The 13,156-nt window shown below is 53.6% G+C and carries 13 protein-coding genes and 1 other annotated feature; of the genes, 7 read left to right on the top strand and 6 right to left on the bottom strand.

Translation table 11 applies throughout. The annotated features are described in order from the left end of the window. Positions 1-206 precede the first annotated feature (206 nt). The 3 genes from clpB to rluD all read right to left on the bottom strand — a co-directional run bounded on the left by clpB (position 207) and on the right by rluD (position 4,618). Positions 207-2,780 carry an ATP-dependent chaperone ClpB gene (gene clpB, locus DEO48_RS07450; RefSeq protein ID WP_023308864.1) on the bottom strand — a complete coding sequence of 858 codons (2,574 nt, stop codon included), beginning with the start codon at positions 2,778-2,780 and terminating at the stop codon, positions 207-209. A gap of 129 nt (positions 2,781-2,909) precedes the next feature. After that, a complete protein-coding gene (yfiH, locus tag DEO48_RS07445; RefSeq protein ID WP_109844785.1) occupies positions 2,910-3,641 on the bottom strand; it encodes a purine nucleoside phosphorylase YfiH in 732 nt (243 codons plus the stop codon). After that, positions 3,638-4,618, bottom strand: a complete 981-nt coding sequence (rluD, locus tag DEO48_RS07440; RefSeq protein WP_023308866.1) for a 23S rRNA pseudouridine(1911/1915/1917) synthase RluD — start codon at positions 4,616-4,618, stop codon at positions 3,638-3,640. The genes yfiH and rluD overlap by 4 nt, the downstream gene beginning before the upstream one ends. Before the next feature lie 131 nt (positions 4,619-4,749). On the opposite strand from rluD, the gene bamD reads away from it, so the two are divergent. The 4 genes from bamD to pheA all read left to right on the top strand — a co-directional run bounded on the left by bamD (position 4,750) and on the right by pheA (position 7,524). Further along, positions 4,750-5,487 carry an outer membrane protein assembly factor BamD gene (bamD, locus tag DEO48_RS07435; protein WP_023308867.1) on the top strand — a complete coding sequence of 246 codons (738 nt, stop codon included), beginning with the start codon at positions 4,750-4,752 and terminating at the stop codon, positions 5,485-5,487. A 268-nt stretch (positions 5,488-5,755) separates the two neighbouring features. Further along, positions 5,756-6,097: a ribosome-associated translation inhibitor RaiA gene (raiA, locus tag DEO48_RS07430; RefSeq protein WP_109844784.1), complete on the top strand. Its 342-nt coding sequence runs from the start codon at positions 5,756-5,758 to the stop codon at positions 6,095-6,097. Between the two features lie 110 nt (positions 6,098-6,207). After that, positions 6,208-6,333, top strand: a sequence feature (Phe leader region). Beyond that, entirely contained in the window at positions 6,209-6,256 is a 48-nt protein-coding gene (pheL, locus tag DEO48_RS07425; protein ID WP_100249759.1) for a pheA operon leader peptide PheL, read from the top strand. It overlaps the preceding feature by 48 nt. Before the next feature lie 30 nt (positions 6,334-6,363). Then, positions 6,364-7,524, top strand: coding sequence for a bifunctional chorismate mutase/prephenate dehydratase (gene pheA / locus DEO48_RS07420; RefSeq protein ID WP_109844783.1), 1,161 nt, complete (start codon positions 6,364-6,366; stop codon positions 7,522-7,524). Here pheA and DEO48_RS07415 read toward each other — a convergent pair. From DEO48_RS07415 to aroF, 3 genes are read right to left on the bottom strand one after another with little or no spacing between them, the layout of a single operon-like run. Continuing rightward, the gene (locus DEO48_RS07415) at positions 7,521-8,393 is read right to left on the bottom strand and encodes an SMP-30/gluconolactonase/LRE family protein (protein ID WP_047174746.1); all 873 of its coding nucleotides are present in this window, start codon (positions 8,391-8,393) and stop codon (positions 7,521-7,523) included. The genes pheA and DEO48_RS07415 overlap by 4 nt on opposite strands. Positions 8,394-8,453: 60 nt before the next feature. After that, on the bottom strand, positions 8,454-9,575 hold the full coding sequence (tyrA, locus tag DEO48_RS07410; RefSeq protein ID WP_047646187.1) for a bifunctional chorismate mutase/prephenate dehydrogenase: 1,122 nt from the start codon (positions 9,573-9,575) through the stop codon (positions 8,454-8,456). Positions 9,576-9,585: 10 nt separating this feature from the next. Beyond that, positions 9,586-10,656, bottom strand: coding sequence for a 3-deoxy-7-phosphoheptulonate synthase AroF (gene aroF, locus DEO48_RS07405; RefSeq protein WP_014832942.1), 1,071 nt, complete (start codon positions 10,654-10,656; stop codon positions 9,586-9,588). A gap of 214 nt (positions 10,657-10,870) precedes the next feature. Here aroF and DEO48_RS07400 point away from each other — a divergent pair, with 214 nt between their 5' ends. The 3 genes from DEO48_RS07400 (at position 10,871) to dgcN (ending at position 13,147) form a co-directional block, all read left to right on the top strand. After that, positions 10,871-11,245, top strand: a complete 375-nt coding sequence (locus DEO48_RS07400) for a DUF2799 domain-containing protein (protein ID WP_109844782.1) — start codon at positions 10,871-10,873, stop codon at positions 11,243-11,245. 152 nt (positions 11,246-11,397) lie between these two features. Continuing rightward, the gene (locus DEO48_RS07395; protein WP_181366978.1) at positions 11,398-11,934 is read left to right on the top strand and encodes a YfiR family protein; all 537 of its coding nucleotides are present in this window, start codon (positions 11,398-11,400) and stop codon (positions 11,932-11,934) included. Then, complete coding sequence (gene dgcN, locus DEO48_RS07390) at positions 11,927-13,147, top strand: diguanylate cyclase DgcN (RefSeq protein WP_029741024.1); 1,221 nt, start codon at positions 11,927-11,929, stop codon at positions 13,145-13,147. Before DEO48_RS07395 ends, dgcN begins: the two co-directional genes overlap by 8 nt. Positions 13,148-13,156: the final 9 nt, after the last annotated feature.

Here is a 13,156-nt window from a genome sequence, read left to right as displayed (position 1 = left end):
TTTTCTCTGCTGACCCGGCGGCGTGTGTGCCGTTGTTCCGTGTCAGTGGAGGCGCATTATAGGGAGTTATTCCGAAGCCGCAAGGGTAAAGTGAAAATTATTTACTGACCGCTCACTTTCCAGGCAATATTTACTCCAGACCTCAATTTTCGCCTGGTTTTTAAACAAAAACGAGCCGCAAGCGGCTCGTTTTTGCGTTTTGTGACTTACTGAACTGCCACAATACGATCGTCGTTGGCTTCCAGACGGATAACTTTGCCCGGAATCAACTCTCCGGAGAGGATCTGCTGCGCCAGCGGGTTTTCGATCTGCTGCTGGATAGCACGTTTTAATGGACGCGCACCGTACACCGGATCGTAACCATTCTCACTCAGCAGCTTCAGGGCCTCGTCGGAGATGTGAATTTCATACCCACGCTCTTCCAGACGTTTGTACAGACGCTGCAGCTGGATCTGTGCAATCGACGCAATATGTTTCTCACCCAGAGGATGGAATACCACAACTTCATCAATACGGTTGATGAACTCAGGACGGAAGTTATGGCTGACGACACCGAGCACCAGATCCTTCATATGGCTATAGTCCAGTTCACCGAAACGTTCCTGAATCAAATCGGAACCCAGGTTCGAGGTCATGATGACAACCGTATTACGGAAGTCGACCGTTCTCCCCTGCCCGTCGGTCAGACGACCATCGTCCAGGACCTGAAGCAGAATGTTGAACACATCCGGGTGCGCTTTTTCCACTTCATCCAGCAGGATGACGGAATAAGGGCGACGGCGAACCGCTTCCGTCAGATACCCCCCTTCTTCATAACCTACGTATCCCGGAGGCGCACCGACCAGACGTGAGACGGAGTGTTTCTCCATAAACTCAGACATGTCGATACGCACCATCGCATCGTCGCTGTCGAACATAAAGTTAGCCAGCGCTTTACACAGCTCGGTTTTACCGACTCCCGTCGGCCCCAGGAACAGGAACGAACCAATCGGACGGTTTGGATCGGACAGCCCCGCTCGGCTACGACGAATAGCGTTCGAAACCGCTTCAACCGCTTCGTTCTGGCCAATCACCCGATTATGGAGATCTTGCTCCATGCGCAGCAGTTTTTCACGCTCGCCTTCCAGCATGCGTGCCACCGGGATACCGGTCCAGCGAGCAAGCACTTCCGCGATTTCTGCATCCGTCACTTTATTACGTAACAGACGCATCGTTTTCCCTTCTGACTGCGTCGCTATCTCAAGCTGTTTTTCCAGCTCAGGAATTTTGCCGTACTGCAGTTCAGACATCCGAGCCAGATCGCCGACACGGCGAGCCTGCTCAATGGCAATTTTTGCCTGTTCAAGTTCAGCTTTAATGGTCTGAGTGCCGGAAAGGGACGCTTTCTCGGCTTTCCACTCTTCTTCCAGCTCAGAGTACTGGCGCTCTTTATCGTCCAGTTCTTCATTGAGCATATCCAGGCGTTTCTTACTGGCTTCATCAGACTCTTTCTTCAGCGCCTGCTGTTCCAGCTTGAGCTGAATGATGCGCCGGTCGAGCCTGTCCAGCTCTTCCGGTTTCGAGTCAATCTGCATACGAATGCTCGAAGCCGCTTCATCAATAAGGTCGATCGCTTTATCCGGCAGCTGGCGATCGGCGATATAACGATGTGAAAGCGTCGCCGCCGCAACGATAGCCGGGTCAGTGATCTGCACGTGGTGGTGCAGTTCATAGCGCTCTTTCAGACCACGCAGGATCGCGATGGTATCTTCAACGCTTGGCTCAGCAACAAACACTTTCTGGAAGCGACGTTCCAGCGCAGCATCTTTCTCAATGTACTGACGATACTCGTCAAGCGTGGTGGCACCGACGCAGTGAAGTTCACCACGCGCCAGCGCAGGTTTCAGCATGTTCCCGGCATCCATCGCGCCGTCCGCTTTACCCGCACCGACCATAGTGTGCAGTTCGTCGATAAACAGGATAACGTTCCCTTCCTGCTTCGCCAGGTCGTTAAGCACGCCTTTCAGACGCTCTTCGAACTCGCCGCGGTATTTCGCACCGGCCACCAGCGCGCCCATATCCAGCGCCAGTACGCGGCGGCCTTTCAGGCCTTCCGGCACTTCCCCGTTGACGATACGCTGCGCCAGCCCTTCAACAATGGCGGTTTTACCGACACCCGGTTCACCAATCAGCACCGGGTTGTTCTTGGTACGACGCTGCAGTACCTGAATCGTACGGCGAATTTCTTCATCACGGCCGATAACCGGGTCAAGTTTGCCCTGTTCAGCACGCTCGGTCAGATCGACCGTAAATTTCTTCAAAGCCTGACGTTGGTCTTCGGCTCCCTGATCGTTCACGCTTTCACCTCCGCGCATTTTCTCAATCGCCTGAGTCACATTGGCGGTGGTCGCACCGGCAGATTTCAGCAGGTCGGTCAAGGTACCGCGTGATTCAAGCGCCGCCAGAACAAACAGCTCTGACGAAATAAAGTTGTCCCCACGTTTTTGCGCCAGCTTGTCGCAAAGGTTAAGCACGCGCACCAGATCCTGAGACGGCTGAACGTCGCCGCCGGTACCTTCTACCTGCGGTAAACGGCTCAGCGCCTGATCGATAGCGGTGCGTAACTGGCCAGCATTAATGCCAGCGGACGTTAATAAAGGACGTACCGATCCCCCTTCCTGATTCAGCAAGGCGCTCATTAAATGAAGAGGTTCGATAAACTGGTTGTCGTGCCCCAGTGCGAGGGACTGGGCATCGGCGAGAGCAAGCTGGAATTTATTAGTAAGACGATCCAGACGCATAACTCCTCCCATAACAGGTCAAATTTGCTACTGGAGATTAAATGAGGTCATCCCTCAATTATTCAAGGTTAATGACCTGAATTATGTGAAAAGAAAACGGCACGTACCGGATCGTCTTGATTCTTTAGGTTATATCAGCCAAATGAAACTTGCCATACGCCCCGTGGTCTTGTCGCGACGATAGGAGAAAAAATCACCCTTTTCGGTGAATGTGCAGCGATCGCCGCCGAAGATCTGCGTCACGCCAACGTTATTCAGACGCTGACGGGCGAGCTGGTAAATATCGGCCAGATATTTATCTCCCGAAGGCAGGAAGGCTTCAACCGCTTGCGGATCTTTTTCCATAAAGGCTTCGCGAACCTCTGGCCCTACTTCAAAAGCGCGAGGACCAATGGCCGGGCCAAGCCAGGCCATAATATTGGCTGGCTCATCGCTAAAGCAGCCGACAGTTTCTTCGAGCACGCCTTCACATAGACCACGCCAGCCCGCGTGTGCTGCTGCCACCTCGGAACCTGCACGGTTACAGAACAGAACCGGCAGACAATCGGCGGTCATCACGGCACAAACGGTTCCCGGAGTATTACTGTAAGAGGCATCAGCGCGTTTAGAAGCATAGGGTTCTCCCGTCAACTTCAGCACCGCGTTACCATGAACCTGTTCCAGCCAGACCGGTTTCGACGGCAAGTTACCCCCAGCAAACAAACGTCTGCGGTTCTCTTCAACGTGTTCCGGGTTGTCGCCACAGTGCGCACCGAGGTTCAAAGACTCCCACGCGCCCTGGCTAACACCGCCAATACGGGTTGAACTACAGGCGGCCACGCCAGCAGGCAATGGCCACTCCGGGACAATCAGTTTGGTCATAACCAGTCCACTTGATCCTTATGTTCTTCGAAATCAGCACGCATGGCGTCGATAAGATCCACCATATCCTGCGGGATAGGCGCATGCCACTCCATCTGAATACCGGTGATAGGGTGGTAAAGACGCAGCATGGTCGCGTGCAGCGCCTGACGATCGAATTTACGCAATACGCTGATGAACTCATCCGATGCGCCTTTAGGTGGACGCGGGCGGCCACCGTAGACCTGATCCCCTACCAGCGGATGGGTAATGTGGGCCATATGCACGCGGATCTGGTGAGTACGTCCGGTTTCCAGACGCAGACGCAGGCGCGTATGAATACGGAAGTGCTCCATAATGCGATAGTGCGTCACCGCCGGTTTACCCATCGGATGCACCGACATATGGGTACGTTTAGTCGGGTGACGGCTGATTGGCTCTTCCACCGTTCCGCCAGAGGTCATATGCCCAATGGCTACCGCTTCATACTCACGGGTGATTTCGCGCAGCTGCAGCGACTCCACCAGACGGGTCTGAGCAGGCACGGTCTTCGCCACCACCATCAAACCGGTGGTGTCTTTATCCAGACGGTGCACGATGCCCGCGCGCGGAACATCCGCGATCGGCGGATAATAATGGAGAAGTGCGTTAAGTACCGTACCGTCAGGGTTCCCCGCGCCCGGATGAACAACCAGGTCGCGCGGCTTGTTGATCACCAGAATGTCATCATCTTCATAGACGATGTCCAGTGGGATATCCTGCGGCTCGAAGCGGATTTCCTCTTCGATTTCAGCATTGATGGCGACAGCTTCCCCACCTAACACTTTCTCTTTTGGTTTGTCCCAGATCTTGCCGTTTACCAGCACGCGCTGGTCAAGGATCCATTCTTTTATGCGTGAACGCGAATAATCAGGGAACAATTCGGCCAAAGCCTGATCTAAGCGTTGACCGAGCTGATTTTCGGAGACTGTTGCGGTGAGTTCTACTCGTTGTGCCATAAACTGCTTCTTCGTTTAACGTTGGGTTTTACGGCTTTGCCGTTTAATATAGTGTGCTATTGTAGCTGGTCTTAATCGGGAGCAGGAACAGAGTTTCTCCCGGACAAACATTTGAGGAAAGTCAAAACGTCATGACGCGCATGAAATATCTGGTGGCAGCGGCCACGTTGAGCCTGGCTTTGGTGGGCTGCTCCGGTTCAAATGAACAGGTCCCTGACAATCCGCCGAATGAAATCTATGCGACTGCACAACAAAAGTTGCAGGACGGTAACTGGAAACAGGCGATAACGCAACTGGAAGCGTTGGATAATCGCTATCCATTTGGTCCATATTCGCAGCAGGTACAGTTAGATCTCATCTACGCATACTATAAAAATGCCGATCTGCCGCTGGCTCAGGCAACCATCGATCGTTTCATGCGTCTGAACCCGACTCATCCTAACATCGACTACGTGATGTACATGCGCGGCCTCACCAACATGGCGCTGGACGACAGTGCGCTGCAGGGCTTCTTCGGCGTGGATCGTTCAGACCGTGACCCGCAGCATGCGCGTGATGCCTTCAATGACTTCTCCAAGCTGGTGCGCGGTTATCCGAACAGTCAGTACGTGACCGACGCGACCAAACGTCTGGTGTTCCTGAAAGATCGTCTGGCGAAATATGAATACTCCGTAGCGGAATACTATACCCGTCGTGGCGCATGGGTTGCCGTGGTTAACCGCGTAGAAGGTATGCTGCGTGATTATCCGGATACTCAGGCAACGCGCGATGGCCTGAAGCTGATGGAAAATGCTTACCGTCAGATGCAGATGACCGCTCAGGCTGAAAAAGTGGCGAAAATCATCGCCGCGAACAGCAGCAACACCTGATATTGCCTCAATGCAAAACGGCAGCCCGAAGGCTGCCGTTTTTTTATTCATTTTACCGCGTCGCTGAAGCGCTTAAGCCTCAACACATCCAGTCAACTATGGCCCCAATTTTTGCCTTCGACAAGGTAAATCTCACCTCTTCCTGCCCTGCCTCACAAAAAAGATTCCCTGACAAAAACCGACAAAATAACGTGATCTAAATCACACATTTTGACATTAGGTCGGGTATGCTGGAATCACCAAGACGGAAAGACAAGAGGTAAAATTTATGACAATGAACATTACCAGTAAACAAATGGAAATTACTCCGGCAATCCGCCAGCACGTCGCAGACCGTCTCGCCAAACTGGATAAATGGCAAACTCATTTGATTAATCCACATATCATCCTGTCCAAGGACCCGCAGGGTTTCATCGCTGACGCAACTATCAATACTCCAAACGGCCATCTGGTCGCCAGCGCAAAACACGAGGATATGTACACCGCTATTAACGATTTGATCAACAAGCTGGAACGGCAGCTCAATAAAGTGCAACACAAAGGTGAAGCCCGTCGCGCCGCAACATCGGTGAAAGACGCCAGCTTCGCGGAAGAAGTTGAAGAAGAGTAATCCTTTAAATTGAGTGTACCGCCAACGCGCCTTCGGGCGCGTTTTTTGTTTTTTATTGACAGGGTGAAAACAGTGCGGGTACTTTAACGGTATTAATCACAGGATGACTTTATGAAACTTACGCCGTTCTTCTTCGCATTCTTTTTTACCTTCCCCTGAACGGGAGGCGTTTCGTCGTGTGATAAAGAATGCGAAGACGAACAACAAGGCCTCCCACACCGGGGGGCCTTTTTTATTGATAACGATAAAATGAGACCGACAACACTATGACACCGGAAAACCCGTTACTGGATCTGCGAGTAAAAATCAGCGCGCTGGATGAGAAACTGCTGGCGCTGCTGGCCGAACGCCGCGCGCTTGCCGTTGAAGTGGGCAAAGCCAAGCTGGACTCCCATCGCCCGGTACGAGATATCGACCGCGAGCGCGATCTGCTGGAACGTCTCATTCAGCTCGGCAAAGCGCATCACCTCGATGCCCACTACATAACCCGGTTGTTCCAGCTCATCATCGAAGACTCCGTTCTCACCCAGCAAGCGCTGCTCCAGCAGCATCTGAACAAAACCAACCCACACTCTGCGCGTATCGCCTTCCTCGGTCCGAAGGGGTCTTATTCTCACCTGGCCGCACGTCAGTATGCCGCACGCCATTTCGAAGAATTTATTGAGAGCGGCTGTGCCAAGTTTGCCGACATTTTTAATCAGGTTGAGACCGGCCAGGCGGATTACGCCGTCGTACCGATTGAAAACACCAGCTCCGGCGCCATCAACGACGTCTACGATTTGCTGCAGCATACCAGCCTGTCGCTGGTAGGTGAGCTGACGATCCCTATCGATCACTGCGTGCTGGTCTCCGGATCAACCGACCTGAGCAAGATCGAAACGGTTTACAGTCATCCACAGCCGTTCCAGCAGTGCAGCCAGTTCCTGAACCGCTATCCGAACTGGAAAATTGAGTACACCGAAAGCACCTCGGCGGCGATGGAAAAAGTGGCGCAGGCTAACACCCCAACCGTCGCCGCGCTCGGCAGCGAAGCGGGCGGGGCGCTGTATGGTTTACAGGTGCTGGAACGCAACCTGGCGAACCAGACGCAAAATATCACCCGTTTCGTGGTGCTGGCACGCAAGGCAATCAATGTTTCTGACCAGGTGCCGGCCAAAACCACGCTGCTGATGGCCACCGGCCAACAGGCCGGTGCGCTGGTTGAAGCCCTGCTGGTGCTGCGTAACCACAACCTGATCATGACCAGGCTGGAATCACGCCCAATCCACGGTAACCCGTGGGAAGAGATGTTTTATCTTGATATCCAGGCCAACCTGGAATCTGCTTCCATGCAGAAAGCCCTGCGCGAACTGGGCGAGATCACGCGCTCCATGAAAGTTCTGGGCTGCTATCCGAGCGAGAACGTGGTCCCGGTTGACCCGGCCTAACGTTCGATAAACCGGCTTTTCTTCTTCCCTGCCACGCTCACCGGCAGGGTGAAGATGGCTCCGGAGAGCGGATACTTCGCCACCTCGTCCGCATCCATATTTTCCCGCGTGGTGGTAATAAACAGCGTTTTCATGTCATCGCCGCCAAAGCAGACCATCGTCGGGCAACGCACCGGCATGCGGTATTCTTCCAGCTGCTCCCCTTGCGGAGAAAAACGCGCAATACGCCAGCCGTCAAATAGCGCGCTCCAGTAGCAGCCTTCCACATCCATTGCCGCGCCGTCCGGTATCCCTTCGCCCTCTTTAAACTGGCGAAACACCTCACGCCTGCCGGGTTCGCCCTGCTCATCAAGCGGCGTTCGGTAAATAACGCCGTTTGGCGTATCTGAAGTAAACATCCATTGATTATCCGGGCTAAATGCTAAGCCGTTGTGGCCGTGAATATCGCACTGGATCACTTTCGGCGTCAGGTCGTTGTCGATGCGCATCAACAGGGCACCGTTGTAATCTCCCGGCCCCCAAAACGTGCCCGCGTAGAATCGCCCCAGAGAATCGGTGCCGCCGTCGTTAAAACGTGCGAGCTGCGGGTTAGAGGGGTTATCGCACACCTTGCGGCGCAGCAGGCCATGTTTATCGGTCAGCCAGATACCCGTTCGCATCGCAACGATAAAACCACCCTGCTCGCGCAGCGCGAAACAACCCACCTCCTCATGGAAAGAGAGTACGGTGTGTTCTGCCGTCGGCAGATGGTATCGGTGGATCTCCCCTTCCAGAATATCGGCCCAGTAGAGCGCGTGCTCTTCTGCGCTCCACGTCGGGCATTCAGGCAGATGCCCGGTGTAATTCAACAGCAGCTGCGGTTCGGCCATGACAGTTCCCCAAAATAAAAAAAGCCAGCAATGCTGGCTTTCAGTATATACATCATCGCATTACTGGCGACTGTCATTTGCCTGGCGCAACAGCGTCCGGCTCTCACTCTGGAAACGCTGAGCGTAATCGCCAAACCAGTGCTCGACCTTGCGGAAACTGTCGATAAACGCCTGCTTGTCTCCGTGCTCCAGCAGCGTAATGGCTTCACCAAAGCGCTGATAGTAGCGCTTGATGAGCGCCAGGTTGTTCTCGGAGGACATAATAATGTCCGCGTAAAGCTGCGGGTCCTGAGCAAACAGGCGCCCAACCATCGCCAGCTCCAGACGATAGATAGGTGAAGAGAGCGCCAGCAGCTGTTCAAGCTGCACGTTCTCTTCCGCCAGATGCAGACCGTAGGCAAATGTCGCAAAGTGGCGCAGCGCCTGAATGAACGCCATGTTCTGATCGTGCTCGACCGCGCTGATGCGGTGCAGTCGCGCGCCCCATACCTGAATCTGTTCCAGGAACCACTGATAGGCTTCCGGCTGACGACCGTCGCAGTAAACCACCACCTGCTTAGCCAGGCTGCCGCTGTCCGGTCCAAACATCGGGTGCAGACCCAGAACCGGGCCGGTATGCGCAGCCAGCATCGCCTGCAGCGGACCATTTTTGACGGAGGCCAGATCCACCAGGATGCAATCTTTCGGTAAAGGAGGGAGCTTTCCGATGATCTGCTCCGTCACGTGGATCGGCACGCTGACGATAACCATCCCGGCATCTTTCATGAGTTCCGGAGCATGCGCCCAGTCCTCTTTTTCCAGAATGCGCACCTGATAGCCAGAAAGCGTCAGCATTTTTTCAAACAGACGCCCCATCTGCCCTGCACCGCCGACAATCACCACCGGCCGCAGTGACGGACAGAGGGTTTTGAAGCCTTTGTCGTTTTCGCTGGAATAGGATTCCCGCATCACGCGACGCAGAACATCTTCAATTAAATCCGGCGAAACGCCCAGCGCCTGGGCCTCTTTGCGACGAGAGGCCAGCATTGAAGCTTCGCGCTCCGGGACGTAAATCGGCAGGCCGTATTTGCTTTTCACCTCACCGACTTCGGCAACCAGCGCCATGCGGCGCGCCAGCAGGTCCAGCAGCGCCTTATCCACTTCATCAATTTGATCGCGCAGTGCGGTCAATTCAGCAACCATAACTAACCTCTTAAGCCAGACGCGTCGCCAGCTGGCCGTTCAAATCTTTGTGGATCTCACGCAGCAGCGCATCGGTGGTTTCCCAGCTGATGCAGGCATCCGTCACGGAGACGCCGTGCTTCATTGCGCTACGCGGTTGTTCCGATGACTGATTACCTTCATGAATGTTGCTCTCAATCATCAGACCAATAATCGAACGGTTGCCATCTTTGATCTGTGCGACCACGGATTCCGCAACCGCAGGCTGGCGACGGTAATCTTTATTTGAATTACCATGACTGCAATCTACCATCAGTGCCGGGCGCAGTCCCGCCTGCTCCATCTCTTTTTCACACTGTGCCACGTCCGCCGGGCTGTAGTTAGGTGCTTTCCCGCCGCGCAGGATCACATGGCCGTCCGGGTTACCCTGCGTTTGCAGGAGGCATACCTGACCCGCCTGGTTGATACCGACGAAACGGTGCGGCATCGCAGCAGCGCGCATGGCGTTGATCGCCGTCGCCAGGCTGCCATCGGTACCGTTTTTAAAGCCAACCGGCATCGACAGGCCAGACGCCATCTCGCGGTGAGTTTGCGATTCTGTGGTACGCGCACCAATCGCCGACCAGCTGAACAGATCGCCCAGGTACTGCGGGCTGTTCGGGTCCAGCGCTTCGGTTGCCAGCGGCAGCCCCATGCTGACCAGCTCCACCAGCAGGCGACGCGCAATCTTCAGGCCTGCTTCCACATCAAACGAGCCATCCATGTGCGGATCGTTAATCAACCCTTTCCAGCCGACGGTCGTACGTGGCTTCTCAAAATAGACGCGCATCACCAGATAGAGGCTATCGCTGACCTCCTCCGCTAACGCTTTAAATCGACGAGCATATTCTATGGCGGTTTCAGGATCGTGAATGGAGCAAGGACCGCATACCACCAGCAGGCGCGGATCGCGGCCGGCGATAATGTCAGAAATGGTCTGGCGAGAGTGCTCGATCTGAGCCTCCTGCGCGACGCTCAGCGGAAATTCCGCTTTCAGTTGATCCGGAGTGATTAACACCTGTTCGTCAGTGATATGTACGTTGTTCAGCGCGTCTTTTTGCATGATGGCGATCCTGTAAAGCTCGTTTGCGATAGTTGTTTTCCTCAATGAGGTGAAACCACGATACCATAAAAAGTAAACATTTCAATCCAAAATTCGTACACTTTACTTTACATGCACCAATTTATTGCAAAAATAAGCCGATAAAAACGTAAACTTTAAATTACAGACAGGTTTTCTTTAGCCAGGCTATGCTGAAGAAAAAAGGAGAATGGCTATGCGTTCAATTGCTCTCGCGCTGTTGTCGCTGTTTTTAACCGGCTGTCAGATCAATCCTTACACCTTCCAGCCCGACTGGACCAGCCCATCCTGGTTTGATGCAGGTAAGGAAGACGCCATGAATGGCCTGCCGGTTAAAGATAACCAGGCCCTGGCCGATAGTTTTAACGACACACACGTTGATCGTAGCGAATATCTGCGCGGCTATGCTGACGGTCAGAAGAAAGTCTGCGAAGAAGGGTTTATTCACGCCTGGGGATTAGCCGGCAAATCTTTCCCTGCCAGTTGCGATACAGCCCAAAACGCGGCAAAACTGCGTGCGTCATGGCAGCAAGGGATGGATGAAAGTATGCGCTCCAGCAGACTGAATTAATCTAATTTCATCCACCGGAAAATAAACAACAGTAGGATTTAGCTTAGGTCGGCCTCATGCTATTTCTGACATAATGACGGCCCTGATAAACAATGGTATTCTGCCCGCAACTCTTAAGGACATCTATTTCCAAAGCGATGTGGCGGATTCTGGTGAGAAATTTATTCTTGATCTCTTTTTTCCGACTCACTCTGGTGATAATGCTGTTCCTTATGATGGGTCCTGCGGCGGCAGGCACGCTTACGGAAACGGATAAATCGGTACGCTCGATTGTCTCAGGCATCGTGAGCTATACGCGATGGCCGTCACTTTCCGGTCAGCCTAAACTCTGCGTCTACGCAACTTCGCACTATACGCACGCCCTCAGCGGCGATGAGGGGCATAGCGAGTTACCTTATACTCCCGTTATTGTACGTAACGATCAGGAAGCCCTGGCCGCGACGTGCGATGCGATCTATTTCGGGTCTGAATCACCGGCAAAACAACTTGAATTAATAAGTCAATATCAGGGCAGAGCATTGCTATTAATCTCAGAGCAAAATCCGGAATGTGTAATTGGCAGTGCCTTTTGCCTGATAATCGATCGCGGCCAGGTACGGTTCGCCGTCAACCTGGATGCATTGACGCGCAGTGGCGTAAGAGTCAATCCGGATGTATTAATGCTTGCACGGAATAAGCAGCATGGATAAAGATTTCACTTCAACGCCACGTCCGACGTTTAAAAGAACGTTGAGGCGAAACAGCATGATAAGCGTCATCATCACGATGACGTTAATATGGCTGCTGCTTTGTTTTGCTTCCGTCGTGACGTTAAAACAATACGCGCAAAAGAATCTCGAATTAACCGGCGCAACAATGAGCCACAGCCTGGAAGCCTCGCTGGTATTCAACGACTCGCTGGCGGCCAACGAAACGCTGGCAGCTCTGGGCAAACAGGGCCAGTTTGCCGTGGCCGAGGTTATTAACGCGCATAAAAAGCGGTTTGCCTACTGGTCATGGAACCCGGAGGACAACAACGATACGCTGGGCGCACTGGTCAGCCGCTGGCTTTTCCCCGTACCGGTTGCGCAGCCCATCATGCATAACGGCGCAACGATAGGCGAAATTCGCCTTACCGCGCGTGACAGCCTGATCGGCCATTTCATCTGGATGTCGTTTGCCGTTCTGACCGGCTGTATTCTCTTTGCAACCGTCGTCGCGCTCACTATTACCCAGTCTTTGCATCACGGGATGGTCACGGCCCTGCAAAACATCACCGACGTGGTGCATGACGTTCGTACTAACCGTAACTTCTCCCGCCGGGTGAAAGATGGCCGTATCGAAGAGTTTCACCAGTTTGGTGAGGACTTCAACAGCCTTCTGGATGAGATGGAGGAGTGGCAACTCAAGCTCCAGGCGAAAAACGCCCAGCTGCTGCGTACCGCCATGCACGACCCGCTCACCGGTCTTGCCAACCGCGCGGCGTTTCGTAACAGCATTGCGGCCTTAATGAACGACCCTTCTGCCAAAACGAACTCGGCCCTGCTCTTCCTCGACGGTGATAATTTTAAGTTTATTAACGACACCTGGGGACATGCGGCAGGAGACTGCGTGCTGATTGAAGTCGCCAGCAGGATGATGGAGTTTGGCGACAAACGTCACCAGGCATACCGCCTTGGCGGTGACGAATTTGCCATGGTGCTGTACGGCGTGCACTCTGAGCTTGAGGTTCAACATATTTGTGCTGCGCTATCGCAGCAGTTTATCCGTCCGTTTGATCTTCATAACGGACAAAAAGCATCGATGTCACTCAGCATTGGCTTTGCTCTGGCGTGGGAAAATGCTTCCGTGGAAGCATTACTGGAGAGGGCTGACCGCAACATGTACCAGGTGAAAAACCAGCGTACGAAAACAACAAGTTAGAAAGGATAC

This window comes from Enterobacter sp. CGMCC 5087 (assembly GCF_003144775.1).
Taxonomy (GTDB): Bacteria; Pseudomonadota; Gammaproteobacteria; order Enterobacterales; family Enterobacteriaceae; genus Enterobacter; species Enterobacter cloacae_M.
Note: the sequence above shows the minus strand (reverse complement) of the source record. Positions and strands in the feature narration are given on the sequence as shown.

Bases quoted from the DNA above. Each gene is read 5' to 3' on its own strand.
- clpB (WP_023308864.1), bottom strand. From the start codon at position 2,780: ATGCGTCTGGATCGTCTTACTAATAAATTCCAGCTTGCTCTCGCCGAT.
- yfiH (WP_109844785.1), bottom strand. From the start codon at position 3,641: ATGACCAAACTGATTGTCCCGGAGTGGCCATTGCCTGCTGGCGTGGCC.
- rluD (WP_023308866.1), bottom strand. From the start codon at position 4,618: ATGGCACAACGAGTAGAACTCACCGCAACAGTCTCCGAAAATCAGCTC.
- bamD (WP_023308867.1), top strand. From the start codon at position 4,750: ATGACGCGCATGAAATATCTGGTGGCAGCGGCCACGTTGAGCCTGGCT.
- raiA (WP_109844784.1), top strand. From the start codon at position 5,756: ATGACAATGAACATTACCAGTAAACAAATGGAAATTACTCCGGCAATC.
- pheA (WP_109844783.1), top strand. From the start codon at position 6,364: ATGACACCGGAAAACCCGTTACTGGATCTGCGAGTAAAAATCAGCGCG.
- DEO48_RS07415 (WP_047174746.1), bottom strand. From the start codon at position 8,393: ATGGCCGAACCGCAGCTGCTGTTGAATTACACCGGGCATCTGCCTGAA.
- tyrA (WP_047646187.1), bottom strand. From the start codon at position 9,575: ATGGTTGCTGAATTGACCGCACTGCGCGATCAAATTGATGAAGTGGAT.
- aroF (WP_014832942.1), bottom strand. From the start codon at position 10,656: ATGCAAAAAGACGCGCTGAACAACGTACATATCACTGACGAACAGGTG.
- DEO48_RS07400 (WP_109844782.1), top strand. From the start codon at position 10,871: ATGCGTTCAATTGCTCTCGCGCTGTTGTCGCTGTTTTTAACCGGCTGT.
- dgcN (WP_029741024.1), top strand. From the start codon at position 11,927: ATGGATAAAGATTTCACTTCAACGCCACGTCCGACGTTTAAAAGAACG.